Origin of the sequence: Hungatella hominis (assembly GCF_014288005.1) — a bacterium.
GTDB lineage: Bacteria > Bacillota > Clostridia > Lachnospirales > Lachnospiraceae > Hungatella > Hungatella effluvii.
This window is the reverse complement of record NZ_JACOPB010000011.1, coordinates 1-26,773: the sequence shown is the minus strand read 5'-3', so window position 1 is coordinate 26,773 and position 26,773 is coordinate 1. Positions and strand designations below refer to the sequence as shown.

Annotated in this window: 27 protein-coding genes; 16 read left to right on the top strand and 11 right to left on the bottom strand. The window is 47.9% G+C overall.

Annotated features, from left to right (window positions below; translation table 11 throughout):
- The first annotated feature begins 4 nt into the window (after window positions 1-4).
- From gatA to H8S75_RS20680, 4 genes are all read left to right on the top strand, one after another.
- Window positions 5-1,474, top strand: coding sequence for an Asp-tRNA(Asn)/Glu-tRNA(Gln) amidotransferase subunit GatA (gene gatA, locus H8S75_RS20695; RefSeq protein ID WP_187023205.1), 1,470 nt, complete (start codon window positions 5-7; stop codon window positions 1,472-1,474).
- Entirely contained in the window at window positions 1,471-2,901 is a 1,431-nt protein-coding gene (gene gatB / locus H8S75_RS20690; RefSeq protein WP_187023204.1) for an Asp-tRNA(Asn)/Glu-tRNA(Gln) amidotransferase subunit GatB, read from the top strand. Before gatA ends, gatB begins: the two co-directional genes overlap by 4 nt.
- A 77-nt stretch (window positions 2,902-2,978) precedes the next feature.
- Window positions 2,979-4,268 carry an aspartate aminotransferase type Ic gene (locus H8S75_RS20685; RefSeq protein WP_187023310.1) on the top strand — a complete coding sequence of 430 codons (1,290 nt, stop codon included), beginning with the start codon at window positions 2,979-2,981 and terminating at the stop codon, window positions 4,266-4,268.
- A gap of 207 nt (window positions 4,269-4,475) precedes the next feature.
- Entirely contained in the window at window positions 4,476-6,749 is a 2,274-nt protein-coding gene (locus tag H8S75_RS20680; RefSeq protein ID WP_187023203.1) for a helix-turn-helix transcriptional regulator, read from the top strand.
- Between the two features lie 132 nt (window positions 6,750-6,881).
- Here H8S75_RS20680 and H8S75_RS20675 read toward each other — a convergent pair whose 3' ends face one another.
- Entirely contained in the window at window positions 6,882-7,616 is a 735-nt protein-coding gene (locus H8S75_RS20675) for a Fic family protein (protein WP_187023202.1), read from the bottom strand.
- Window positions 7,617-7,839: 223 nt separating this feature from the next.
- Between H8S75_RS20675 and H8S75_RS20670 the strand changes: the two genes are divergently transcribed.
- Genes H8S75_RS20670 through H8S75_RS20650 form a run of 5 tightly spaced genes read left to right on the top strand, consistent with a single transcriptional unit; the run spans window position 7,840 to window position 14,683 of the window.
- A complete protein-coding gene (locus H8S75_RS20670) occupies window positions 7,840-9,918 on the top strand; it encodes an alginate lyase family protein (RefSeq protein WP_187023201.1) in 2,079 nt (692 codons plus the stop codon).
- A complete protein-coding gene (locus H8S75_RS20665; RefSeq protein WP_187023200.1) occupies window positions 9,915-11,630 on the top strand; it encodes a type 2 periplasmic-binding domain-containing protein in 1,716 nt (571 codons plus the stop codon). The genes H8S75_RS20670 and H8S75_RS20665 overlap by 4 nt, the downstream gene beginning before the upstream one ends.
- 23 nt (window positions 11,631-11,653) lie before the next feature.
- Complete coding sequence (locus tag H8S75_RS20660; protein WP_187023199.1) at window positions 11,654-12,604, top strand: ABC transporter permease; 951 nt, start codon at window positions 11,654-11,656, stop codon at window positions 12,602-12,604.
- 11 nt (window positions 12,605-12,615) lie between these two features.
- Window positions 12,616-13,509, top strand: a complete 894-nt coding sequence (locus H8S75_RS20655; protein ID WP_055658963.1) for a carbohydrate ABC transporter permease — start codon at window positions 12,616-12,618, stop codon at window positions 13,507-13,509.
- A 16-nt stretch (window positions 13,510-13,525) separates the two neighbouring features.
- On the top strand, window positions 13,526-14,683 hold the full coding sequence (locus H8S75_RS20650) for a glycoside hydrolase family 88 protein (RefSeq protein WP_187023198.1): 1,158 nt from the start codon (window positions 13,526-13,528) through the stop codon (window positions 14,681-14,683).
- A 54-nt stretch (window positions 14,684-14,737) separates the two neighbouring features.
- Here the strand turns inward: H8S75_RS20650 and H8S75_RS20645 are convergent, their stop codons facing one another.
- From H8S75_RS20645 to H8S75_RS20630, 4 genes are all read right to left on the bottom strand, one after another.
- Window positions 14,738-15,616: a LysR family transcriptional regulator gene (locus H8S75_RS20645; RefSeq protein ID WP_187023197.1), complete on the bottom strand. Its 879-nt coding sequence runs from the start codon at window positions 15,614-15,616 to the stop codon at window positions 14,738-14,740.
- 174 nt (window positions 15,617-15,790) lie between these two features.
- Entirely contained in the window at window positions 15,791-16,339 is a 549-nt protein-coding gene (locus H8S75_RS20640; RefSeq protein ID WP_187023196.1) for a GNAT family N-acetyltransferase, read from the bottom strand.
- Between the two features lie 168 nt (window positions 16,340-16,507).
- Window positions 16,508-17,704 (bottom strand): NADP-dependent isocitrate dehydrogenase, encoded by a 1,197-nt coding sequence (locus tag H8S75_RS20635; protein ID WP_187023195.1) that lies wholly within the window; start codon window positions 17,702-17,704, stop codon window positions 16,508-16,510.
- Between the two features lie 231 nt (window positions 17,705-17,935).
- Entirely contained in the window at window positions 17,936-18,355 is a 420-nt protein-coding gene (locus H8S75_RS20630; RefSeq protein WP_002601302.1) for a metal-dependent transcriptional regulator, read from the bottom strand.
- 367 nt (window positions 18,356-18,722) lie between these two features.
- On the opposite strand from H8S75_RS20630, the gene H8S75_RS20625 reads away from it, so the two are divergent.
- Both H8S75_RS20625 and H8S75_RS20620 read left to right on the top strand, forming a co-directional pair.
- On the top strand, window positions 18,723-19,079 hold the full coding sequence (locus H8S75_RS20625) for a FeoA family protein (RefSeq protein WP_110323873.1): 357 nt from the start codon (window positions 18,723-18,725) through the stop codon (window positions 19,077-19,079).
- Complete coding sequence (locus H8S75_RS20620; RefSeq protein WP_243270378.1) at window positions 19,070-20,785, top strand: FeoB small GTPase domain-containing protein; 1,716 nt, start codon at window positions 19,070-19,072, stop codon at window positions 20,783-20,785. The genes H8S75_RS20625 and H8S75_RS20620 overlap by 10 nt, the downstream gene beginning before the upstream one ends.
- A gap of 1 nt (window position 20,786) precedes the next feature.
- On the opposite strand, the gene H8S75_RS20615 is transcribed toward H8S75_RS20620, so the two are convergent.
- The 4 genes from H8S75_RS20615 to H8S75_RS20600 form a co-directional block, all read right to left on the bottom strand.
- A complete protein-coding gene (locus H8S75_RS20615) occupies window positions 20,787-22,187 on the bottom strand; it encodes a recombinase family protein (protein WP_187023194.1) in 1,401 nt (466 codons plus the stop codon).
- A gap of 215 nt (window positions 22,188-22,402) precedes the next feature.
- On the bottom strand, window positions 22,403-22,957 hold the full coding sequence (locus H8S75_RS20610; protein WP_156832500.1) for a hypothetical protein: 555 nt from the start codon (window positions 22,955-22,957) through the stop codon (window positions 22,403-22,405).
- Window positions 22,958-22,996: 39 nt separating this feature from the next.
- The gene (locus H8S75_RS20605) at window positions 22,997-23,683 is read right to left on the bottom strand and encodes an ImmA/IrrE family metallo-endopeptidase (RefSeq protein ID WP_187023193.1); all 687 of its coding nucleotides are present in this window, start codon (window positions 23,681-23,683) and stop codon (window positions 22,997-22,999) included.
- A 14-nt stretch (window positions 23,684-23,697) separates the two neighbouring features.
- Window positions 23,698-24,027, bottom strand: a complete 330-nt coding sequence (locus H8S75_RS20600; protein ID WP_002602952.1) for a helix-turn-helix domain-containing protein — start codon at window positions 24,025-24,027, stop codon at window positions 23,698-23,700.
- A 196-nt stretch (window positions 24,028-24,223) separates the two neighbouring features.
- On the opposite strand from H8S75_RS20600, the gene H8S75_RS20595 reads away from it, so the two are divergent.
- A complete protein-coding gene (locus H8S75_RS20595) occupies window positions 24,224-24,439 on the top strand; it encodes a hypothetical protein (protein WP_002602953.1) in 216 nt (71 codons plus the stop codon).
- A gap of 77 nt (window positions 24,440-24,516) precedes the next feature.
- Entirely contained in the window at window positions 24,517-24,669 is a 153-nt protein-coding gene (locus tag H8S75_RS20590) for a hypothetical protein (protein ID WP_187023192.1), read from the top strand.
- Here the strand turns inward: H8S75_RS20590 and H8S75_RS20585 are convergent.
- Together H8S75_RS20585 and H8S75_RS20580 are read right to left on the bottom strand one after the other, a co-directional pair.
- Window positions 24,666-25,052, bottom strand: coding sequence for a hypothetical protein (locus H8S75_RS20585; protein ID WP_187023191.1), 387 nt, complete (start codon window positions 25,050-25,052; stop codon window positions 24,666-24,668). The two genes, H8S75_RS20590 and H8S75_RS20585, sit on opposite strands and share 4 nt — an antisense overlap.
- 18 nt (window positions 25,053-25,070) lie before the next feature.
- The gene (locus tag H8S75_RS20580) at window positions 25,071-25,592 is read right to left on the bottom strand and encodes a hypothetical protein (RefSeq protein ID WP_187023190.1); all 522 of its coding nucleotides are present in this window, start codon (window positions 25,590-25,592) and stop codon (window positions 25,071-25,073) included.
- Window positions 25,593-25,998: 406 nt separating this feature from the next.
- Here H8S75_RS20580 and H8S75_RS20575 point away from each other — a divergent pair, with 406 nt between their 5' ends.
- From H8S75_RS20575 to H8S75_RS20565, 3 genes are read left to right on the top strand one after another with little or no spacing between them, the layout of a single operon-like run.
- Window positions 25,999-26,154 (top strand): hypothetical protein, encoded by a 156-nt coding sequence (locus H8S75_RS20575; RefSeq protein WP_187023189.1) that lies wholly within the window; start codon window positions 25,999-26,001, stop codon window positions 26,152-26,154.
- Between the two features lie 14 nt (window positions 26,155-26,168).
- Complete coding sequence (locus tag H8S75_RS20570) at window positions 26,169-26,384, top strand: hypothetical protein (RefSeq protein WP_055649942.1); 216 nt, start codon at window positions 26,169-26,171, stop codon at window positions 26,382-26,384.
- On the top strand, window positions 26,381-26,710 hold the full coding sequence (locus tag H8S75_RS20565; RefSeq protein WP_243270376.1) for a nitrogenase molybdenum-iron protein subunit beta: 330 nt from the start codon (window positions 26,381-26,383) through the stop codon (window positions 26,708-26,710). Before H8S75_RS20570 ends, H8S75_RS20565 begins: the two co-directional genes overlap by 4 nt.
- Window positions 26,711-26,773: the final 63 nt, after the last annotated feature.

The following is a 26,773-nucleotide window of genomic DNA, read 5'->3' as shown; positions in this document are numbered from 1 at the left end:
TCCCATGAAAGAAAAAGAGATATTATCACTGACTGCGGTTCAGCTGGGGAAGAAGATAAAAGAGAGAGAAGTAACGTGCAGAGAGGCGCTGGAGGCCGTCTTTGCCCAGATAAGAAGGCGGGAGCCAGAGCTTAACTGCTACGTAACGCTGGAAGAGGAAAAGGCGTTTAAGCAGGCCGAGGAGGTACAGAGGGGGATCGACGAAGGCACCCTTACCGGACCGCTGGCCGGGGTGCCGGTCGCGGTAAAAGACAATATGTGCATCGAAGGCATGCGCACCACCTGCAGCTCGAAGATTCTTGAAAACTTTGTGCCTTCCTATACGGCGGAGGCGGTAGAGCGCTTAAGGAAGGCGGGGGCCGTAATTATCGGTAAGACGAACATGGACGAATTTGCCATGGGCAGTACGACGGAGACGTCCGCCTTCGGAGTCACGAGAAACCCCTGGAACCCGGATCATGTGCCAGGCGGTTCTTCAGGCGGTTCCTGCGCCGCGGTTGCGGCAAATGAATGCTTTTATGCGCTTGGTTCCGATACGGGCGGGTCCATACGGCAGCCCAGCTCATTCTGCGGGGTGACCGGTTTAAAGCCAACCTACGGAACCGTTTCCCGGTACGGTCTCATTGCCTACGGATCATCTCTGGATCAGATCGGTCCGGTGGCGAAGGATGTGACGGACTGTGCGGTGATCCTTGAAACGCTGGCAGGCCATGATTCAAAAGACAGCACCTCCATGGAGGTGCAGGAGAGTACCCGTTTCACGTCGGCCCTGGTGGACGACGTGAAAGGAATGAGAATCGGAATTCCGAGGGATTATATGGGAGACGGCCTCGATCCGGAGGTAAAGGAGGCCATCTTAAAAGCCGCGGCGGTATTGAAAGAAAAGGGCGCCGTCGTGGAGGAATTCGATCTTGGCATGGTGGAATACGCCATTCCTGCCTATTATGTGATTGCATCCGCGGAAGCCAGCTCCAACTTATCGCGTTTTGACGGCGTAAAATACGGCTTTCGGGCAAAGGAGTATGAAGGGCTTCACGATATGTATAAAAAGAGCCGTTCCCAGGGCTTCGGGCCGGAGGTGAAACGCCGTATCATGCTGGGATCCTTCGTCTTGAGCTCCGGCTACTACGATGCCTACTATCTGAAGGCTCTCCGGGCGAAGGCGCTGATCAAAGAAGCATTTGACCGTGCGTTTGGGAGCTACGATGTGATACTGGGACCCGCGTCGCCGGTTACGGCGCCGAAACTGGGAGAGAGCTTAAGCGATCCACTTAAAATGTACCTCGGCGACATCTATACGATCTCCATCAACCTGGCAGGGCTTCCGGGGCTTTCCGTTCCCTGCGGGACAGATTCCAAAGGCCTTCCGATTGGCCTGCAGCTAATCGGGGACTGTTTTAAGGAGAGACTGATTATCCGCGCGGGGTATGCGTTTGAGAGGAGCCGTCAGCAGGAAAGGAGGCAGAGCAAATGAGCAGACAGTATGAGACAGTCATCGGACTGGAGGTCCATGTGGAGCTTGCCACGAAAACGAAGATTTTCTGTTCCTGCTCCACGGAGTTTGGCGGAGCGCCCAATACCCACACCTGTCCGGTCTGCACCGGAATGCCAGGTTCGCTTCCCGTCCTCAACAGACAGGTGGTGGAATACGCCCTGGCGGTGGGGCTGGCAGTGAACTGTGAAATCAACCAGTACTGCCGGTTTGACCGGAAAAACTATTTTTACCCCGACAATCCTCAGAACTACCAGATCTCCCAGCTCTACCTCCCCATCTGCCACGACGGTTTCGTGGAAATCGAGACAGCGGGCGGTAAAAAGAAGGTGGGGATTCACGAGATTCACATGGAGGAGGACGCGGGAAAGCTGATCCATGATGAATGGGAAGACTGTTCCCTGGTGGATTATAACAGAAGCGGCGTACCGCTCATCGAGATCGTCTCGGAGCCGGATATGCGAAGCGCCGATGAAGTGATCGCGTACCTGGAGAAGCTGCGGCTGATCATCCAGTATCTCGGAGCGTCGGACTGCAAGCTTCAAGAAGGCTCTATGCGGGCGGATGTGAACCTGTCCGTCCGGGAAGCGGGAGCATTGGAGTTTGGTACCAGGACAGAGATGAAGAACTTAAACTCCTTCAAGGCCATTGCCAGAGCGATCGAGGGCGAGAGGAAGCGCCAGATCGAGCTTCTGGAGGCTGGGAAGAAGGTGGTTCAGGAGACGCGGCGCTGGGATGATAATAAGGAAAGCTCCCGTGCCATGCGTTCCAAAGAGGACGCCAAAGATTACCGCTATTTCCCGGATCCCGATCTGCCGCCGGTGACCATAAGCGATGCCTGGATTCAGGAGATAAAGGACCGCCAGCCGGAGCTGAAGACCGAAAAGATGGCGAGATACCAGGAAGAGTACGGCCTTTCCGCGTATGACGCGGATATCATCACGGAGGCGAAGCACATGGCGGATATTTACGAAGCCACTGTTTCCCTGTGTGGAAAGCCGAAAGAATCGGCCAACTGGCTGATGGTCGAGACCATGAGGCTGTTGAAGGAAGAGGCCCTGGAACCGGAGGCCATAAGATTTTCACCGGAAAATCTTGCAAAATTAATTGTTTTGGTGGATAATGGTACTATTAGCCGCACGGTAGCGAAGGAAGTATTTGAAAAAATATTCGCTGAAGATATCGATCCCGAGGCCTACGTAGAAGAAAACGGGCTTAAGGTAGTTAGTGACGAGGGAGCGCTCCGCGCCGTGATCCGGGAGGTTATAGCAGCAAATCCACAGTCTGTGGCAGATTACCATAATGGGAAAGAGAGAGCCAGAGGCTTTCTGGTAGGACAGACGATGCGGGCGATGAAAGGGAAAGCTGACCCCGCCATGGTAAATAAGGTATTAGAGGAACTGCTGTAACCCGGGCAGATGCCGCCATGGGAGGCAAAAACCCGGAACTGAATGAAGGAGATCATATGAGGAGGAAGAAGAAAGCGATGAAACCGTATGCAGAGATGACGAAGGAAGAGTTACAGGAACTTAGAAAACAGCTTTCCACCAAGTACAGGGAGTATCAGGGCAAGGATTTACGCCTCGATATGTCCAGAGGAAAGCCAAGTGTGGATCAGCTGGACTTATCCATGGGAATGATGGATGTCTTAAGCAGCGACGACGATTTAACGTGTGAAGACGGTACAGACTGCCGCAACTACGGCGTGCTCGACGGCATCAAGGAAGCGAAAGAACTGCTTGGCGACATGATGGAGGTTAACCCGGATACGATTATTATCTATGGCAACTCCAGCTTAAACGTCATGTATGACACGGTTTCCCGTTCTATGACCCATGGTGTGATGGGAAATACTCCATGGTGTAAGTTAGACAAAGTAAAATTCCTCTGCCCGGTTCCGGGATATGACAGACACTTTGCCATTACGGAATATTTTGGTATCGAGATGATTAATGTACCCATGACGCCAACAGGCCCTGATATGGATATTGTGGAAGAACTGATTAAAAATGACGACTCCATCAAGGGAATCTGGTGTGTGCCGAAGTACTCCAATCCACAGGGGATATCCTACTCCGACGAGACTGTACGCCGTTTTGCAAGATTAAAACCGGCTGCTCCGGATTTCAGAATCTACTGGGATAATGCTTATACGATCCATCATTTATACGACCACGACCAGGATCACTTAATCGAAATCCTGGCAGAATGCAAGAGAGCGGGAAATCCGGACCTGGTTTACAAGTTCGCTTCTACCTCCAAAGTAAGCTTCCCGGGTTCCGGTATCGCGGCCATCGCCTGCAGCCAGAACAACTTGGTAGACATCAAGAAACAGTTAAAGATCCAGACCATCGGCCATGACAAGGTAAACCAGCTGCGTCACGTGCGTTTCTTCGGAGATATCCACGGCATGGTGGAGCACATGAGAAAGCATGCAGACATCATGAGACCGAAGTTCGAAGCCGTAATCGAGATTCTGGAGAGAGAACTGGGCGGCCTTGGAATCGGTTCCTGGACCAGTCCGAAGGGCGGATACTTCATTTCCTTCGATTCTCTGGACGGATGTGCGAAGTCCATCGTTGGCAGATGTAAAAAAGCAGGTCTCATCATGACCGGCGCCGGCGCCACCTATCCATATGGAAAGGACCCGCACGACAGCAACATCCGTATCGCTCCTTCCTATCCGCCGTTATCTGACCTGATTCTGGCGATGGAATTATTCGCACTTTGTGTGAAGATTGTGAGCATTGATAAGCTGCTGGCTGAGATGAACTGAGGATCGAATTTTATAAATAGATAGAAACAGAAAAGTAAGGGGCAGAAATATAAGTATTCTGTGCCTTATTTTTTTGATACCTGGTTTGCATTCTATAATACGATATATGACTTTATTTTTGTCGGTGTATGCTGCCGGCAAAGTCATGAATCACAGCCTCAACACACGATGATTAAAACAGTCGAAGTAAAAATGGAGCCGAAATTTATGAAATTTACAAAAATGCTGATGCACTACATAACAAAATACTTTCTGGGTTTTCTGATTGTTTTCCTGAGCAGTATTCTGGTGGCCTTCGTAGCCAGCCGCAGTATTGAGGACTACATAATTGAAAAAGGGGAGATGAAGAACCAGGAGGGAATCAACGGTATTTATGAGATGGTAAATAAAATGGAGCTGATCAATGAAATGATGGCGAAGAATCAGACCTTCAGCACCATTGTCTACCAGCAGGGGAAGATTCCAAAGGAGGATGTGCTAAAGCTTAAGGAGGCCAATAAAATGTTCAGTGAGATTGGCTTTGTGGCGGATTACACCCCCTACGTATTTATGTTGTTCAAAAAGAATGACCTGTACTTATCCACCAGTCAGTGCAGCTTCAATTTCCAGGACTACTACAATAAATTTCTCCGGATCCAGCGGGAAGGCGTGGACTTTTCTGACTCGGATGCCGTGCGTGACGAACTGTTTGGCCGGTATGCGAAGCATAGCCAGTTCGTCCGTCTGGATCAGATAAAGTTTATCTATAATGAGAAGGAACGTAAGCTTCATGACGCGATCCTCTACTTAACGAGCAGTGAATTTACGCGGCTGAACCCGCAGTACCTGTCGTGCTTTGTCATCGACAGAGACTATCTGATTAAAAGCATTATGATGCCAGAGCTGGAGAAGGATGGATTCCTCTATATTCAGGATTCCAGGACAGGGGATGTCTTGCTGGAGTATGGGAATGTCCCGGAGGGGATCGGCGCGTATGAGAATGGACAGATCGTCGGGGACGGGGGCAGTTACCGCCTGATTGTGAAGCAGCAGGATGACCTGCAGTGGAAGATCGTTACCGGGATTCCCATGACATTTATTGATAGCCAGATCTGGCCGGTGAGCAGACTCCTGATCATCTATCTCTGCATCGGTCTGCTGCTGGTAATCGGGCTGACTGCATTTTACAGTTACCAGCAGTATTCCGGCATGAAACGGGTTTTATTTGCCCTCCCTGCGGAAAACGGAGTGGAGAGCAGCAAAAAGAGGTTTGACGAGTACGGGATTCTGACAGACAATATACTGGCCCTGAAGAAGAACGGCAATGAGTACCGCGCGAAGATGGAGGAGCTGGCGAAGCAGAATGAAGCCATGATGCTGGAGCATCTGATCGTTATGGGAATCTGGCTTCCCGAGGAACGGCGGGTATTTGAGAAATGCTTTGAGAAGGTGCCGGAATTCTTTTGCGTGGCAGTGGTGCGCCTTCAGCAGAAGGAATACGGAAATTCAGATATCATAACACTTGCCATGGTGGAGTACTTAAAAAAGCATTATCCCGGGAAATTTACGAATGTATACAGCGGTCTGACCGACGAGCTGTTCCTTTTTGAACTGAAACCGGAACAGGAGGCCAATGTTTCCGGCATCAAGAAGCTCTTTGAGGAGGTGGCCGTCATGGTTACCGCCGCGTACGACGTGATTCTTCATGTCGGAATCAGCGCTATCGGAACAGACCTTGCCAATGTGAACAAATGTTATGAGCAGGCCCGCCAGGTCGTGCGGGCACAGTATGCCTGCAGCAATGAAAATGTGGTAAAGACGTACGATATCTCTGCTAACGCTCTCTACGCAAATCCGGTCAATATGGATTTTTTGAATCATTTTTATACTCTTCTCATATGCGGGCAGCAGGAGGAAATCTGCACCCAGCTGGATAAGGTGGAGAGCTATTACAGCAGGATGCCTTATTTATATGAGGCACAGAAGGAACAGATTTTCTATTCGATCCGGAATATCCTGTATTCGGCCTGGCTCCATCTGGACGGAGAGACGGATTCCAGGGAGAATTTTCCGGTCTTCCAGAAGAATTTAAAGTGCGGGGAAATGATGGAGATGCTGCGGAGAAGTTCTGCCGAACTCTGTGACTTCATCAGCCAGACGAAGAAAAGCAAGAACGAGGGGCTGAAGGAGAAGATTACCCAGTACTTAAACAGCCACTACGAGGAGGCCGGTCTCTCGGCCTACCGGGCCAGCAGCGAGATCGGAATTTCCGAAAAGTATTTATCACAGTTCCTGAAGGAACAGACCGGTGAGACCTTCTCCTCGTACCTTCTGCGGCTGCGGATTGAGAAGGCGAAGGAACTTTTGGCGACGACGGACTACAGCAACGATAAGATCGCCCAGATGACCGGTTTCGGTGCGGTCAATACATTTTATCGGAATTTCAGTAAACAGGTGGGCGTCACACCGAAGGTGTATAAGGAGAACTGTGAGGCCCGGTAAGGGACTCTTATGTCAGATCATACAAGGGACAGCCTGAAAGAATTTTATCAGCGCTGTCCCTTATGTTGTTTTGACGGTACATTCTGTGACGGCAGAAATCTTAGCCAGGAATCAAAAGCCAAATCGTATTGTTTACATAAAATAAATCGCTTTATCATAATAGACTTGCTGCTCTTCCTCAAATAATTTAACAAGATTTTTTACAATTTTTTCTTCCCTATATTGTTTTAACGCTTCCCAATATCGATATCTGTTCGAATCTTCAATGATAACCGGTACATGTCCATTTTTCAGGCATTCTCTAAAGATGATCAGTCTGCCGGTTCTGCCATTTCCATCCTGAAACGGATGGATGCATTCATAACTGGCATGAAATTCGGCCAGAACAGACAGATTAACCTCCTGTTTGCGATACCAGTGTAATAAAGAAATGATCTCATTTTTTACGTCTTCCGGCCGTGCAGTCTGGTATGTGCCAATCATATTGGGCCTTTTTTTATAATCTCCAATTGCATACCCATTTGCCCGGTCTTCAAATACACCACTTTTAAGCTCATAATGAAATTGTTTGATCAGGTCTTGTGTTAAGTCTTCCTCTAATGTTTCCAGCATTTTATTAAACATAAGAAAATGTCCATTCATCTCTTCCACATCTTTTGCTCTATAGTAATCATCTGTTCCCGGCAAAATACCTGTGTCAAACAGAGATGCAGTCTGTTCTTCTGTTAATGTACTTCCTTCAATCTTATTAGAGTTGTAGGCTAATAACCGTTGGGTATAACCATAGATTCCTGATCGGTCAAACTTTTTTCTTTCGATTTGAAATCTTTCCAGGAGGTAATCAAGAAATTCTTTTTTCTTATCCATATATTCAATCTCCTATTTTAATCAATACGTTTATTATGCAACAAAACCTTATAAAATGAAAGCAGAATTTGAATTCTTACCATATGAGAGGGCAGGAAAAATATGAGATACCATTTTCTTACCCTCCGGTATTCTTTTTATTCAATGACAGTATCCAAAAGACAGAGAGGTATGGTACGATACGGCCATACAAAAAATTTCATATTGGAGAGGAGGCATAAAGATGCCGGAAACAGAAAAAGGCCCTCTTCTTACGGATGAGACATTTTTCCATAGCTGTCTCGATTTGGACCGGCCGGAAATGAACGAAGTGCGCCATTTTGCAGAGAACCATGATTACGGTCAGGCGAGAAAAGCTTTGGCAGCTTCGCTGCGGTCCGGTCTTGCCGCGAGGAGGGAACGCTTTTTGGCAATTCCGTATGAGGAACCGGAGAACGTCTATAAATATCCGGGCGAGACGGATGAGGAGGCATGTGAGCGTCTGCAAAAGCACGTCCTGATCTCGGTAGGGGTCCCCTGTGATTTTGGGGCAGCGGGGGAGATAAACTGGAAAGCCAATCCTACCTATAATCAGTACAGGGAGTGGACGTGGCAGTTGAACCGCCATCATGAATGGAAGATGCTGGCTCACGAGTACAACCGGACAAAGAAGGAGGCATACGCTTATCAGGCTGCGGAATTTTTCCGTTCCTGGGTTCGCCAGGCAGTACGCCCGGAGCAGTCAGTATCCGGGTACGATACCGAGTGCTGGAGAACGATCGAATGCGGGATCCGGATGGGAGCGAACTGGCCGTACGTGCTTTTCACATTCTTTGATACGGAGGCGTTTACCGACGATCTTCTGGTGGACTGGTATCAATCGGTCTGGGAACACGGGCAGAGGCTTTACAGAAACAGGACGCATGGAAACTGGCTGATTATGGAGATGAACGGGCTGGCTCAGATTGGAATTCTCTATCCTCAGTTTAAACAGCGGGAAGAGTGGCTTCAGTCTGCGTTTGCCGCGCTGGAGGAGGAGCTGGGGCGTCAGATATATCCGGATGGCTTCCAGTATGAACTGTCCACGGGATATCACGATGTTGTAATCAATAACTACGAGCGGCTGATTCTGGTGGCCAGGGCGTTCGGTGTGCCGGTCCCGGAACGAATGACGGAGCGGCTGACAACCGCCTGTGAGATCGATGTGAAGCTTATGATGCCTGATGGATGTCTGCCGGATATCAATGATGGAAGGAGGGAGGCGAGCCGGAAACTGCTGGAGCAAAAGCTTTCCTTCATAAGAGAAGAGAAGGCGGAAACCATCCTTTGGGCGGCCAGCGGCGGAACACGGGGAACCCGTCCTGATTACTTGTCAACCGCACTTCCCTATTCGGGTTTCTTCATTATGAGAAATGGATGGGAGAACGGCAGCGTCTGGGGACTTTTGGACGCCGCGCCATTTGGTCGCGGCCATCAGCATGAGGATAAGCTGAATTTACTCATTTACGCACAGGGGAAGTACCTGCTGACCGAAGGCGGAAATTATGCCTACGACGATTCCGAGATGAGACGCTACTGTCTGTCCTCCAGGGCACACAATACGGTCCTCGTGGACCACAAGGGGCAGAATCGAAGAGCTTCGTATGTCTGGGAAGACAGCGATATCGAAAAGCTTTCCGGGATGAAGTGGGGAATCGGAGACTCCTGTGATTGGGCGGAAGGCTGCTATGACGGGGCGTACGGCGGTATGGAATGCTGGAACTGGGGAAAACCCGGAAAGAATGAGGAGAATGCAAAAGACGATGTTCCGCCCAAGGAGACCGGCGTGCGTCATACAAGATCGGTCTATTTTATCAAAAAAGCGCCGGAGGGGCTGAACCCGTTTTTCCTTGTGGTGGACCGGCTGGAGTCCAGGAATACTCATGTGTACGATTTCCTTTGGCATGTAGACAGTGAAAATCCAGTGATCACGGAGGCGGGGGTGGACTTGGAGGAGATGGCCGTCTGCGTTTCCGGGAACGGGAAAACCATGGAAATAATCCGCGGGAGAGAAGAGCCGGAGTGGCAGGGGTATGCGGCCACAGGGACCGAGCAGGGAATGTACCGGGAGATCAACTGTATCGTCGCCCGTGCAGAGTCTGACACTATTAGAATGGTAACGGTTTTATACCCGCACGGCGCAGGGGAGGTCACGGCCTGCCGCGTTTACGGGGGTGAAAACATAGAGGATGGGGATATGGAAGTGGCTTTTTCCGATGGCCGTACGTATTCCTACCAGGAAGCAGTAATGAGAAACGATCTTAAAGGAGGAGAAGTATCATGAGAAAAAATGGGAAGAGAGCAGCGGCGCTGGGAATGGCCGCAGTGATGGCCGCAGCCGCATTATCGGGCTGCCAGAAAGGAAACGGCGGGCCGGCCGGCGGGACAGACCGCGCAGAAGGCGATACAACGGCGGCTGTGACGGAGGCACAGGGCAGCGGAGACAACAAGCTGGTGGTTGCGATCCAGACAAACAGCTATGTGACGGATTACGATAACAACTACTTCACGAAATATCTGGAAGATAAGCTGGGGATTGAGATTGAGTTTTATCAGCTTCCGGCGGCTACGGATGAGGTCAGGACAAAGGTGTCCCTGATGGCCACCTCCAATGACAATCTGCCGGATGTGCTGATTGTGGATAATGCACTGACACCGGAGACAATATTGGAATACGGCAGCAGCGGAGTGTTCCTGCCTTTAAATGAATATACAGAGGATGCTTCCAGGATGCCGAATTACAACGCAATCCCGGAAGAAGACAAGAAGGTGATGGAAGCGGCCCAGACAATGGCGGACGGTAACATGTACAGCTTATCCAAATATGAACCGGAGACCTGGAATGTAACGCCCAATCGTATGTTTATCAATAAAGCCTGGATCGACAAACTGGGACTGACCATGCCGACGACAACGGATGAACTGAAAACCGTATTGAAGGCGTTCCATGATCAGGATCCCAACGGAAACGGCGTGCAGGATGAGATCGGCGCTTACGGCTATCAGGCAGGCGGCTACGGCCAGAATATCACGGCCGCACTCATGAACTCCTTTGAATTCTGGAACGGCGGCAATTTAAACGGCGGCCTCGCCCTTGACAAGGACGGAAAGACTGTTATCGCTCCGTTTACGACGGAGGGCTGGAAGGCCGGATTGACTTACATGAACGATCTTTACAATGAGGGCCTGCTCTCACCGGCCATCTTTACCGATGACGATACGCAGTTTAAGGCTACTTTAAACGAGGAAACCAATGTGGTAGGGCTGGTGTCCTTCGGTTCCCTCTCCAACTATCCGGATGCGGCAAACAACAGCAATTACCTGGAAATGGAGATTTTAAATCCGGTTAAGGGGCCGGACGGAACCAACTATACACCATATACAGAATACTCGCCAAACCAGGAATTCTTTATTTTTAATGGTTGTAAAAATGTAGATCTGGCTGTGAAACTGGCGGACGCGTTCTATGACCATGAGGCATCCACGGTAGCCAGATTCGGTGAAAAGGGTGTTGATTATACCGACGACCCGGCGGAACTGGAGAAGATGAACAATGCCTATGTGGCGGCCGGCCTCTACGACAAGGTGACGCTGGCTTATATCTCCAACTACTGGTTGGAGCCGGCAGCAAAGACATGGCACGGCGTATCACCGAGATATGCGAGCCTTTCGGAGATGAACACCGTTGCAAACGGCATGGTAACGTACAACCCGGAAGACAAGACACAGCTAAATGCCAAGAGTTATGAGTATTATTTTGACAAGCATCCGGAGAAGGTTCTCCCGCTTCTTCACTATACCGAGGATGAGGCAGGGCAGATTCAGGAAGCCCTTTCTAATATACCAACTTATGTAAACCAGACGATGGCAGAGTTTATCACCGGGGCTAGAGATATTGAGAGCGGATGGGATGCTTATATGTCAGAACTAAAGGGAATGGGCCTCGATGAGTGGCAAAAGTGCGCGCAGGCGGCCTATGACCGTTCTGTGGAATAGAGAGGAACCCGGAGGAATTTATTGTGGCAGGAAACAGAAAAGACAGCCCGGTTGCGGGCAAAAGAGATTTGAAGAGACAGATTCTCGCCAGATGGCAGCTGTATCTGCTGTTGCTGCTGCCGCTCATCTACATAGCGGTGTTTGCATACGTCCCCATGGGCGGGCTGGTGATTGCATTTAAGAAATATAATGTGAGGCAGGGAATCTGGGGCAGCGCATGGGTGGGACTTGACAACTTTGTCAAGTTCTTCACCTCATACAAATTCCCGATCATCATGAAAAATACACTGATGATCTCCTTATACAGCCTCGCGGTGTCATTTCCAATTCCCATTATCTTCGCGCTGCTGCTGAATGCAATGCTGGGAAAACGGTATAAGAAGGCGATCCAGACGATCACGTACGTGCCGTATTTTATATCGACCGTAGTCATGGTGGGGCTGATTTTCCAGGTACTGAACAACCGGAGCGGAATCTATGGGAGTCTTTATACGATGTTTACTAACCGGACGGCGCCGAATATTCTGGCGGACGGGAAGCTGTTTAAGCACATCTACGTCTGGTCGGGGGTATGGCAGGGCACAGGCTACAGCGCGATTATTTATATTGCTGCGCTGGCCGGTGTGGATCAGTCCCTTCATGAGGCGGCTGAGATTGACGGGGCAAGCAGGTTCCAGCGGCTGCTCTACATCGACGTTCCAACCATACTCCCAACCGCCAGCATTATGCTGATTCTGGCGGTTGGCAACATCATGAATGTGGGATTTGAGAAAGTCCTGCTGATGCAGAATAATCTGAATCTGAATTACAGTGAAATTATATCGACCTATGTATACAAGGTGGGACTCGCCAGCGGAATCAATGATTTCTCGCTATCGACGGCCATCAGTATGTTTAACTCGGTAATCAACTTTATCCTTCTGATGATAGCAAACTGGGGGAGCAAGAAACTGAGCGGCAATGGGATCTTTTAAGGAGGGAAAAAATGCGGAAATTTAAGAATTACAGTCTGAATGACAAAGTGTTTTACGTTGTGATTACGGCTCTCCTGACGATTTTCTTTGTCCTTGTGCTGTATCCCTGTGTCTATGTGATCAGCGCGTCATTTTCGTCCGGCACCGCGGTGCAGAGCGGCAAGGTGGTCCTGTTCCCGGTGGATTTCAGTCTCGAGGGGTATAAGACCGTGTTTCATACGAAGACAGTGTGGACGGGATTCCGTAACTCCCTGTTTTATACGTTTGTGGGGACGGCAGTCAATATTATCATGACGCTGACTGCGGCTTACTGCTTGTCCAGGGACGATCTTCCTGGGCGGAACGCGATCATGCTGGTCTTTACATTTACCATGTTCTTTAATGGCGGTATGATTACGTCGTACATACTCGTGCAGAAGCTGCATTTGCTGAATACGGTGTGGTCGCTGCTGCTTCCGGGGGCGATCGGGGTCTACAACCTGATTATAGCGAAGACATTTATCCAGAATTCGATTCCCGGAGAACTGCTGGAGGCAGCCAGGATAGACGGCTGCTCGGATTTCATGTATTTTATCCGGATCGTCCTGCCGCTCTCGAAGGCAATTGTGGCGGTGCTGGTGCTGTTCTACGGCGTGGGCCACTGGAATGCCTACTTCAATGCCATGATCTATCTTCATGACAAGGCACTGTACCCGCTGACCCTGTTTTTGCGGGAGATATTAATGGCGGATCAGATCGATCCATCCACTGTGACGGATCCGGAGCTGCAGGCACAGCTCGCCCAGGCGGCGGGCGTAATCAAGTACGCGCTGATCGTGGTGAGCATGGTTCCCGTACTTGTGATTTATCCGTTTATTCAAAAATACTTTGTAAAGGGCGTTATGATTGGATCGGTGAAAGGTTGACGGAGGAGACGAAAATATGACAGAACAATTACTATTAAAGGAAGAGGAGCTGGCATGGGCCGGTGAAACTCTGAAGAGGGCAGAAATGAAACTTAAGAAGGTGAGCGGACGCTCCGCCCACAAGATCCCGTATACGACCGTTGACGGCGTTCATGACGACCGGTCGGGGGATGACCAGATAGACTGGTGGACTAATGGATTCTGGGGAGGCATGATGTGGCAGCTGTACGCTCTGACCCATGATGAGGAATATAAGAAAATCGCCGTGGAAACGGAAGAGAAGATGGACAGAAACTTGATGTGCGCGGAAGGGCTGACCCATGACAATGGATTTAAGTGGCTTCTGACCTCCGTTGCCGATTACCGGCTGACCGGTGACAGGAAGTCGAAAAACCGCAGTATGCTGGCCGCCTGTAACCTGGCGGGCCGCTACAATCCGCGGGGCAGGTTCTTACGGGCCTGGAACGACGGGATGGGGTATCGGCAGGAAGACAACCGCGGCTGGGCCATCATCGACTGCATGATGAACCTTCCGCTGCTTTACTGGGCTTTTGAGGAGACGAAGGACCCGAGATTCTATGAGATCGCCGTGGATCACGCGGATACAGCGATGAATGCATTTGTCAGGCCTGACGGGTCTGTCCGTCATATCGTGGAATTCAATCCTGAGACGGGGGAGATGGTCAGAGACTACGGAGGCCAGGGATACGGCGAAGGCTCTTCCTGGACCAGAGGCCAGACGTGGGGCTTATACGGATTTGTCCTGAGCTACTTACACACGAATGACAGAAAGTATCTCGACGCCGCCAAGAGAATCGCCAACTACTTTATCGCCAATATTCCGGAGAGCAATCTGATTCCGGTGGATTTCCGGCAGCCGGAGGACTGCGGGCTGGAAGACTCCACCGCCGCCGCCATCGGCGCCTGCGGGCTTATTGAGATTGCAAAGCAGGTAAAGGGCCGGGAAAGCCGTGTCTATTTGCAGGCGGCGCTGCGCCTTTTGAGAACGCTTGCTTCGGAGCGGTGCAATTGGAATGAGGAAGAAGATCAGCTGCTGGAGAAATGTACGGCGGCCTACCACGACACGGAACACGAATTTTCGATTATATATGGAGATTACTACTTTCTGGAGGCGTTGATGAAGCTTGCGGGGAAAGAGGTTTTTCTGTGGTAGTGTAGTGGATTTGTAAATAGCCTGTTTCACTGCCGTACTTTTTGGATAACAAGATTAATCGAATAGCACCAGATTAATAAATGCCTGGAAACTCTCGCTCTGAAATTTATCTTTATTAAATACCACATGGTTCATACAGCTGACATCAAAATCCTTTACGTCTATCTCCACAATCTCCCCGCGCTGAATGTAGGGGTCTGCAAAGATTCGGGGAACAACGCCAACTCCCAGGTTCTCACGGGCGGCCTGGACGATTACGTCGGAATTGGTGCTGGACCACAGCGGCGCGGCGGTTAAGTTGTGCAGAGTCAGGGCGCAGTCGAAGGCGTCTCTGATCGTGCAGCCCTCCTCGCGCAGGATGAGAGGCTCTTCCACGAGGCGTTCCAGGGATACGGGCTGGCTGGCCAGGCGGGCAAATGGATGGTCGGGCGCGCAGATGACGGCCAGCGGATAGGAGGAAAATGGAATTTTCTCCAGCTGTTCGCCCGGCACGACGCCCTCGATCAGGCCGATATCCAGCTCATTTTTCAGCAGCAGCTGTGCAATCTCTTTGGAATTATTTACCGTGACCTTGACGACGGACTCCGGATTGCTTTTCATAAAACGGGAAATAACTCCGGGCAGCAGGAAGCTGGCCAGAGTCACACAGGAGCCGATCCGAAGAGGAGTCTGGCGGTTTAAGGAGCCGGAGCAGGTTTCAAGATCGTGATAAAGCTCCAGAAGCGGTATCACTTTAGAGAGATAGAATTTGCCGTTCTCATTGATGACAATTTTCCTGGAAACCCGGTCGAAGAGAGAGGCGCCTACGGATTCCTCCAGTTCATTGATCGCGTGAGAAATAGCCGGCTGCGTCATGGACAGCGTTTTCGCCGCTCCGGTAATACTGCCCTCTTCACAGACGGTTTTGAAGATAGTAAGATGTCTTAAATTCATGATCAGGATCCCTTCCATTACCAATACAACATATGATAATAAATATTATATCATTCTGATAATGAATTGAACAGGGATTTTTGTCCTTTTTTTAAAATTAATGTCGAAAATCAGAACGGTTCACAGAAGAGTCATGGGAGACAGTCTGTGAACCGTACTTCGAAGTCCGGACAATCAGAGATCCAGCAGCATGAGATGCTCATCGGCGTAGCTGCCATCCCGGTATTTAAAGGAATGGGGGCGGGTGCCGTAAATGCGGAAGCCATGTTTTTCATAAAGGGCGATCGCACGCTTATTTTCGCAGACAACCTCCAGCTCGATCATCTCCAGCCCCATTTCTCCGGCACATGTAATGATGGCCGACAGAAGCAGGGAGCCGATTCCCAGGCCCCAGTACTCTTTCCGGATGGATATGCCGAAGGTCGCGCGGTGGCGGTACCGTTCCCTCTGGGCGATAGGGCTTATGCCGGCGTGGGCGATGATGGTTCCGTCCACAACGGCACAGATCATTAAGTCGGTGGGACTGCTCAGCGTGGACTCCAGAAATTTTTCTTCCTGCAGGGTGGGCATGGTAATTTCGTCGGAGTACCGGGCCAGGAAGTCTGTCTCGTCTGAGGTGGCCTTCATCAGATGAAGGATGGCAGCCGCGTCGGCGGGAAGAGGGCTTCTTAAGTGGCAGAGAACACCGTTTTTCAGTGTGTGGTCTTTGGGTTTGTATCTCATGGACAGAGCCTCCTGATAATAATGAATAGCCAGTACTGTATTGCGCAAATACCAGTGCTGGTTTATGAAAATCCCCCCCGGTACCGTGAGAAGACTCGCGGTTCGGAGGGATTGCAATAGCAGCAGTCAGATTACGTTCCGCTGAAGGCCGTTGAGTGAAGCTCTCCCTTAGAGACGGGCAGCGATTGCTTTGATGAAATCCTCACTGTTTAACACAGTAGGATTCGGTATGGTGGTGATGAGTGCCAGATCCTTTGTCATCTCACCGCTTTCGATGGTATCGATGGTGGCTTTCTCCAGTCTGTCTGCGAAATCCATCAGGTCGTTGTTGCCGTCTAACTCTCCGCGCTTTCTCAAAGCACCGGTCCAGGCGAAAATGGTGGCCACCGAGTTGGTGGAGGTCTCTTCTCCTTTTAAGTGCTTGTAATAGTGGCGCTGTACGGTTCCATGGGCTGCCTCATATTCGTAATCGCCATCCGGAGATACGAGAACAGAGGTCATCATGGCAAGAGAGCCAAATGCGGAAGAAACCATGTCGCTCATAACGTCACCGTCATAATTCTTGCAGGCCCAGATATAGCCGCCTTCGGACTTCATGACACGGGCGACCGCATCGTCGATCAGAGTATAGAAGTAAGTAATTCCGGCTTCCTCGAACTTTGCAGTATACTCTGCGTCGAAAATATCCTGGAAAATATCCTTGAAGGTGTGATCATATTTTTTGGAAATGGTGTCCTTGGTGGCAAACCATAAATCCTGTTTCGTGTCCAGAGCGTAGTTGAAACAGCTTCTGGCAAAGCTTTCTATGGAATTATTTATGTTGTGCATGCCCTGTACAATACCGGCACCTGCGAAATTATGTACCAGTTCACGGGTCTCGCTTCCGTCTTCTGCCGTATAGACTAATTCGACTTTACCGGCTCCCGGAATCTTCATCTCGGAACCCTTATATACGTCGCCGTAAGCATGCCTTGCAATGGTGATCGGCTTTTTCCAGTTCTTTACACACGGTTCGATTCCCTTAACCACAATCGGAGCACGGAATACGGTGCCATCCAGGATCGCGCGGATCGTGCCGTTGGGGCTCTTCCACATCTCTTTCAAGCTGTACTCTTTTACACGGGCGGCATTGGGGGTGATGGTGGCACATTTGACTGCAACCTTATATTTTTTAGTGGCGTTGGCGGAATCGACGGTGACCTGATCGTTTGTTTCGTCGCGGTATTCCAGGCCGAGATCATAGTATTCTGTTTTTAAGTCAATGTAGGGAAGCAGTAAATGATCTTTGATCATCTTCCAGAGAATCCTGGTCATCTCGTCGCCGTCCATCTCGACGATGGGGGTTGTCATCTTAATCTTATCCATGTGTCTGTTCCTCCTTGAATTTCATGTAACAGTTCAGATGGCGGGAAAATTGGCGCAGGAAGTAGCGTCAAGCTAGCTTGTAAGCGGCTTTATGCGCCAATTTTTACATCGGATGAATGTCCGATGCTTCTTGACCGGCTTTTTCGGTCAAGAAGATGTGCCGTCTGAACTGTTACAATTTCATCGTGTAACCTATAGTATACGACGAATTACGGATTCGCACAAGACTGTCTATGTAAATTTATCCAGCCATTTTTTTAAATTATACACGGTTTTCGGATCGATGAAATGCTCTACTTTCTCGGCCTGTTCCAGTTCATCGGTGGTTTGATTAATATAGCAGAAGAAATTCTGCAGCACCGTATGGCGGAACAGGAGATAGCGTCCAAGCTGAAGACCCGCCTCGGTCAGTGTGACCGTACCGTATTTTTCGAACCTCACAAGCCCGCTGCTGCGTAAGTTTCCGGCCATTTTTGAGGCGGATGAAGGCCGGACATGAAGGCATTTGGCGAGGTCTCCGATCCGGACCGGAGTGCCGTCCTGGCTGAGGCGGCAGATCATTTCCAAATAGTCCTCCATGGAGTAGGTGATCTGAACGTGTTCCAGCAGGGAATAGCCTTTTAATGTATAAAAATTATCTTCCTGGTCCATTTGTTACCTCCTTGTCGGTATCCGCATATCAGTTTAGTATATTCCGGCGGAGAATGTTCTATGACAGGCCTGGGGAAGCGCTTCTTAATCATTGCGGTCAGGGAAACTAGTGCCGCCCGGCGTAAGTTTCGGTGAATTGTGTGCTTGATATTTGCGTCAGGGGCGCGTCCGCGAAGCGACGGCGTAGTGGACCCTATGTCTAGCTTCGTGGACGTGATCCTGGCGTGAATAGCGAGTGCAGAATTCACCGGAACTTATGCAACGCTGTATTAGCCTGCTGTCTGAAAAAATGCAAAAATCCTGCGGAACCACTGTACCAGCCTTCGCATATGTTAGGATATGGAAACATTTTCGGAGGTAAATTTTAATGACAGAAGTAATCCAGTTAACCGATTTAAAAAAGGGCCAGAAGGCAGTTATATCCGAGCTGGCCGTTTTTGATGATATGAGACGACGTCTTCAGGACATCGGTCTGATTGAAGGAACCGTAGTGGAGTGTGTGGGGAAGAGCCCTCTGGGAGACCCCTGCGCTTATGTGATCCGCGGGGCCGTTATTGCGCTGAGGAGTGAAGACTCCGGACGTGTGATGGTATGCAGGATGGAGCCGGGATACCGGAAAGCAAAAGCGGAGAAGAATCCAGGCATGGTTTCGGCCGCAGATACTGCCTCGATCTGTGAGGGCAAGTCAGAACAGGAGGAAACGGAGGACGTAATATGGGGTTAAGCAGAGATTCTGTCGGAATCAAGTCCGTAGACTGCGGGCTGGAAATCAGGAAGCGCCAGGAAGACGATAAGGTGATCGCCCTGGCCGGCAACCCAAATGTGGGAAAGAGTACCGTATTTAATGAAATGACAGGGATGAATCAGCATACCGGAAACTGGCCCGGAAAAACGGTGGCAAACGCCCAGGGCTATGCAAAGGATGGAGAGCAGGGATATGTTATGGTGGATATCCCTGGCTGTTACTCTCTGATGGCTCATTCCTCAGAGGAAGAGGTGGCAAGAGATTTTATCTGTTTTGAAAATCCGGACGCGGTTATCGTTGTCTGCGATGCCACATGTCTGGAACGAAATTTAAATCTGGTGCTCCAGATTCTGGAGGCCAACCGGCGGGCGGTGGTCTGCGTCAATCTCATGGATGAGGCTAAGAAAAAATCGATCTCTATCCGGTTCGATGTCCTGGAGGAGCGCCTGGGGGTGCCCGTCATCGGAACTGCGGCCAGGAGCGGAAAAGGACTGGAACAGATTTATGAAGGCCTGAAACACGTGCTGGAGCTGAACAAGAGGCTGGAGAGCGCCCGAAACATGGAAGTGGTGGAGGGCGAATATGCTGAGACGGAAGCTGCGGACCTGGAAATGGAAGCCGAAGATGAAGCGGAAGACGTGGAAATGGAAGCTGAAGATGAAGCGAAAGCAGAAGAAACAGAAAATGCGGAAGCGAAAATGAAAATAGAGGAAGCGGGATCAAAAGAAGCAGAAGCAGAAGCGGAAGCGGCAGAATCTGTAAAGGAAGCAGAAGCGGAAGCAAAAAACATAGCAGCAAGAAATATAGAAGCAAGAAATATAGAAGCAAGAGATATGGAAGCAGCGGAATCAGAAGCTGAAAACGTAAAAGACTCAGAAAGCGAAGTTCAAAAAACAGCAGAGAAGGCGGCAGACAGACGATTCGATGAAAATCCGGCGCCGCGGATTCTTATCCGGTATCCGGAATACATCGAGGCGGCCATCGCCCGGCTCACACCTGTGGTAAGGAAGACGGCTGGCGATGGCGTCAATATCCGCTGGCTCTGCGCACGGCTCCTGGATTCTAACGAGAACCTGATGGAAGCCGTCCGCAAATATCTCACTCCCGTGGCAGAATCGCTGGAAGTAAGTTCCCTTCTGGCGGAAATTCGGGAAGAGTGGAAGGAACGGGGCATCACGCAGAAGCGCGTAAGTGATGACATGGCATCGGTCTTTGTACGAAAAGCAGAGTTTATCTGCCGGGGGGCAGTGGTGTACGAGAATCAGAAGTATGATAAGAAGGATCGTCTTCTGGACCGTCTGTTTACAAGCAAAGCAACCGGATTTCCCATTATGTTTCTGATTCTTTTAGGCGTTTTCTGGCTGACTATTACGGGAGCCAACTATCCGTCCGAACTTTTGAGCACAGGCTTATTCTGGGTGGAAGACCGGATCAGCGAGCTGTTTCTTGCCATCGGTATGCCAGTGCTTTTAAATGATCTCCTCGTTCATGGCGTTTACCGGGTTCTGGCATGGGTAATATCGGTTATGCTGCCTCCAATGGCAATCTTTTTCCCGTTGTTTACGCTGCTGGAAGACTTCGGTTACCTTCCAAGAGTTGCATTTAACCTGGACCGGTGCTTTAAGCGGTGTGCCGCCTGCGGAAAACAGGCACTGACCATGTGCATGGACTTTGTAAACTTGTAAATCATATTTTTCGCAAAATGATATTGATTGCATCGTCGTCTATCAATATTTTGTCAATCAGTATGGTGAGACAGTAGCGCTTTTCCTGCAAGTCTCCGGATTCCAGGAGGTTTACGAAGCGATCCTTCGCGGCGCGTAAGTCCTGCAGTGTCAGAGCTTCTGGCTGCGGAGCTTCTAAAATCTCAGTCAGAGTATTTTTTTCTTTGGCCAAAGACTGGATCCGTTCTGAGATTACATTGATAGGGATACCGCCGATCTGGTATAATTCAATAAGCTTTTCTACCTGTTTGTCTATTTCTGCTATTCTGGCACTATAATCCGGTTTAAGCGGCTGAAGTTCTTGCTGCGCGTCCGGATCCGGCTGCAGCTCATTGAAATCCAGATTGGTTATGTAATGGATTACCAGGGCGTCCAGCTCTTCGATCTTCCATTTTTTGTTTTTGCAGTCAGGATCAATGACATATCGTTTATCCCCTTTGGTACGGCTGTAGCAGGAGTAATTGCCGTGTTCGCCGTGGAAACGTGCGCCGCATTTCTGGCAGTAGATGAGGTTAGACAATAACGTTTTAGCTTTGAACGGGGATCGGGTGTATGTTCGGCCGGTCTGTGCAGCATCGGCTTTGGAGGAGTTAAGGAACATCTGCTGTACGCGGTCATAGAGGTCCTGAGAGATAATAGGCGTGTGGTTGCCTGAATAGAGTTTTCCCTTAAATTTGACCTTTCCGAGATATACTTCGTTTTTCAGAACGTTCCGGACCAGAGTTTCGCTTTTCCACCCGCCGTATTTTGTGGTGTATTTATCCTGCATGTAGATCCAGCAGCTGTGAAGGGTGTGACCTGTGGCAAAGCGCTCATAGAGCTCCCGGACCTGCAGAGCTTCGTATTCATTAACAACCAGGTTCCCGTCTGTGTAATCGTAGCCTGTGGGAGCATAAGCTCCGCCATGAAAATAACCGTTTCTTGCCCGGCCAACGCGGCCCATGGTAAAGCGTTCGGTGATCTGGTCTTTTTCCAGTTGGGCAAAGACGGAGAGGATTCCGATCATGGCGCGGCCGAAGGGGGTAGAGGTATCAAAATTTTCGTTGATGGAGACAAAATCGACGTGGTTCGCGAGGAATTTGTCTTCAATGAGCATGAGAGTGTCCTTTTGGCTTCGTGACAGACGGTCCAGCTTGTAGACGATCACGGTGTCGATGATTCCAGCCGCAATGTCTCCGAGCATCTGCTGGAGGCCGGGACGGTTTACATTGCCTCCGGAGTAGCCTCCGTCGATGTAGAATTTTACGATGGTAATGTCTTTTGCTTTGCAGTAGGCAGTCAGACGTTCTGTCTGTTCATCGATGCTGTAGTTCTCAAGCTGGTTATCGGTGGATACGCGGACATAGCAGGCGCCTTTTATCATAATATCATCTCCTTGGTTAAGTGTATTAAATTTGAGTACAAAAAATACGCCCCTTGCCAGGACGTACCAGAAATGATATAATTCTATTGTTGATGTAGATTATTCATTCCGGTGCGTCCGGCAAGAGAAAATCTATGTAAAGCCGTTCGGTGTTGGTTGCACCGGGCGGTTTTTTTAATTCTATACATATTACTTATCTATTTTAAGCCATCAATTTAATCATCAAAATCGTCGTAATCATCACTGTCATCATAATTATCGTAATCATAAGTAGCATTACTCCAGTCAACAACTGTATCTGGAGTTAGCGAGTTTGTCGGCTCTCTTACAATACGATCTTGCTCAGCAAGTTCAGATAAGTTGTTAAAATATTGAGGAGAACACCACCAGATATCATTATAAAATTGTATCTGGTCATCAGAAGCGCCATCAACAAGAGTTGGAAGGCTAGCGCCGACAGAAATCCAGCCGTTTTCAGGTGCACCTACCGGAGCCCCATTTATTTCACTTATGGGATTAAGGCAACTGCCGTCTTCGCGGAAGCCAAACCAACCATATGAAAATTGGAACCAACCAGTTTTCATATAGCCAGTACTATCAAAATAATACCAATAAGAATCAATTTTTTTAAGCACGTTTTGAGAATAAGACCCGTCATCATTCTGATACCACCAACCTGTCTGATCCTGTTTCCATTCTCCGGCCAGAGCTGTCATACACATTATTGCTGACATTGATAGCGTTGCTAAAAATAATCTTGCTTTTTTCATATCATTTCCTTCTTCCTTAATTTTATTAAGCAGCCATAGCTATTTTAACCCCATTTTTCGGTACATTCGATATAATGATGCATACTTTGACGATAAAGGTAATCCTGCTTTCAACGTTCGCCGGATATCAGCATAGATTTCTTGAGGCGTAGGAGTGTACTCCTCGTCATAGTCTTCATATTCGATCTTTTGGCACGCTTTCTTCTCTGGAAAGAATAATAATTCCAACTGCCTTTCCGATTCTGATGCTCTGTGTGTAGTTTGAGCGATATTCTCATACCATTTTCTATAATCTGACAAAGCTCTGTTTGATGCCTTATAGGATAAACCGAATAACTCATATATATGTCTGACTGTTCTACAATCATATTTATGAATTAGTATTCTGGGAGCCAGAATATGGCTGGCAAACTCATTGGCCTCATCATCATTTTCTTTTGTATCCCCATTATGACTCAATAAAATGTGGCCCACTTCATGCATCAGAGTAAAACGCTGACGGCGAATGTATGGAAAAGAATCATTATAGTAGATTTTTCCTCTTAGCTTAAATGCATCATCACTTACTTTGTAACATTCGCGTTCTTTTATTTCTGAAAGTTCAGAATACTTATATAGAGGTATCTTTAATTTTTTAATTACATCAATGCAATTAATAGGAAAATTTTTGATATTACAGGTTTCGTAGACATCTAAAATAATACGTGAAACCTCACAATGCTCCAAACAAAATCACTCCTTTAATCATCATCGGATAACAAAGTTCTAATGATGTCCTGTTTTTGTTCGATCGTGAGTTTTTTTCCATTTCGGGCAATAAGGCTTTGGATATCTTCATAGGTTGGCTCATATACGGTTTGTGATGATCCTCTTGCCATTTCATCAAGCTCTTCAACTGTAATTCCTAATTCTTTACATATTGAAATTACAATATTAACGCTTGCACCGCCAACACCTCTCTTTAATATCGAATAGAGTGTGCTTTCGGATAAACCGCATTTCTCTGCAAATGCCCGTTTACTCATACCAGTTTCGGAAATCAGTTTTTCTAAAATTCTAGCTTTCTCCATTATCCCACCTCGCTTCTATAACCTTATTATACGCGCAATCACGTAAAAAGTAAATAGAAATATGCGCAAAAGTGCAAAGAAGTTAAAAATAGTAAAAAATATACGCGCAATCGCGCGAAAAAGTTCTTGACAATACATGCAAATGAGCGTATATTACAACTATGGTCAGCGCAATTGCACAAAAGGAGGTGATAAAATGTATAAAAACCTTTTAGACACTATGTCTAATAAAAAAATTACATTTACGCAGATTTCAGAACTTCTTCATTGCCAACTAAGAACGGTGTCAGAGAAAAGCAGGGGAGTGGTTCAAAGCGAGTTCACTGTTACTGAAGCGTTATTAATTAAGCGGGTCTTTTTCCCCGAGTATGATATTGACTGGTTATTTGAAAAAGAAGAATTAAGTGCCTGACACAAACACATGTTCGATAAAACAAATATACCACTATCGAATATGGGTGTCAATGGGAAATGAAGGAGGTGAGAGCGGTGAAATTAATAAAAAAGATAACCCAGAGGTTAAAAGAAAAATACTGGTACAGTGAGAGGATGTACCAGTATGTGATAAGTGGAATTATGGGTTGGGCTGTAACTTTAGTTATTTTTATAATTTGGATTCTAAAATTTTATGTCTTTGATTAAAACAACTTGGCAAGATCACCTACTTCGGGATTATCAAAAGGTATGTGTTCTTTTTCTATAATAGTTTCTTCAACAGGCCCATCATTCAATGGATTAATTATAAAAGATGGTGAATGTTTTCGTATGGTTTTTCTGGGAAGCGAGTTTTCATATTTATCAGATTCAATAGTGCACATGTTATCTTGTACATGTATTACTTTTCCGGTACCTTTTACCAATTCTAGGTAACCGAGGGATTCTTTGGTTACGGGATCGATAATCTCGTGATCAGAAAGAGTGTAAATCAGAAAACGATTATTCAAGTTTATACCATCGTTTTTTCCTACATTAAGAGATAGTTTGTAGTCATCATGAATATACACAACACAAATTTTTTTTGACATATAATTAACTCCTTTATTTTACAATTGGATACTATTTATAGTATCAAGGGTAATAGTTGGGCGAAGAATGATTGCTTCCATATTATCATTTATGTGGGCTATTAAATCTGGTATGTCTTCGGAGGTAGAATAAACTTTTATTTGAGCTAATCCGGCGCTGTTTATGTTTTCAACATATCCGTAACCAATTTGTTGTTCATAGCCTCGTATTTTTTCATAAAAGGTTACTAATGAATTGTTAGCTATTAAATTGTTCGGCCTACAAATGCAGACATTATGATGACATTCTATTATAGGTAAAGTAGGTGATGATATTTGATGGTTATTGATAATTTTTAGTTCTTTTAAATCTAAAAATAATTTCATACATAACCATAAGCTAAGGAGAAGTAAAAAAAGTAATATTATGAATACAAAAAATGGTACCGCTGTTGTTGAAGGAAAAATATAGAGTAAAATGGCTGGAATTAACCCTATTCCAAATGAACAAATATTACTATAATCTTTAAAATAATTTTTTATATTCACAACAAATTTCACCACCTTTCGCCTAAATTCTACCATAGGTGGCAAGATAAAACAAGACGAAGTAAGGAATATGATATCTGCAAAGGTAGTGATAACATGTAACACCTGCCGATACCGCAATCGCTGCTTGGAGCAGAGCAGGCGGTATCCATGTAAGGACTATGCGCCTAAAAAGGCGGAAACAAGTACAACCAGTCATACATACAATCTATCAGAGAGGGGTGGTGATATGGCTGTTACGGTTATAATTACCGCGCCGGACGGAAACGTGTACACGGATCCGAGGCAAGTTAAAATAGCCAGAAATGATTTCCCGGAATTTTATCGCATTCTGGAAAGCTACAAGCCAAAAAACGAGATACAAGAGGAGGAAACCGGCTAATGCCGGTACTGATGGACAAGCAGGAGGTGATACAGAATGCAGAAGTACATTGACTACCTCGACGACTTCGAGGACGACAGTCGGCCGCCGCTGATCGACTGGGTGGTATGGCTGCTGGTTGGGATCTTTGATCTGGCCGGAGCAGGGGCCTGCGGGTACATAGGGTATCTGCTGTTGGTGAGATTGATTTGAGAGGAGGGAATCAGATGCAGAAGGAAACAATTATGAAACAGTTGGAAAAACAAGCGCGGTATGCGCAGCGCTCCCTGTCGCGCGACCTGCTTTATCAGACATATGGACAAGCTTGTATGGCGCGTCAGCTGGAAGCAATAACGCGGGAGGAGTTTGCACAGATCAACCACATGACTGTCTATTTTATGAATACCCATGCAAGGGAACTGGAAGGAGAAGGTGAAGGATGATGAAGAAACGATTAGAGAAGAAGATGGAGAAGCGGAAGCGTGAACAGATCCACAGATTGCTTGATTTGGCGCTGGATATCAACGGACTGGAACCCAGAAAACAGGCTATTACAGGGAGCCTTCCGACAGCATTTTTTTATTTTTCTGGACATACGGGCTGGGCAGAGATACAGGTACATTCCGATGGTTGGAGTACCGAAGATTATCCAGATGTAAATATGTATGCGGATACATACAGTCTCGGAAGGCTTACAGATGTAGTACGCCGCCTAAATACACTAAAAGCAGAATCCCCAGGAGCTGCAACTCCCAGGGATTCAAGGTAACTACTAATTATTCTACAGCCCCATTGTACCATGGGGAGAAACGGAGTGCAAGATGGTAAAAAA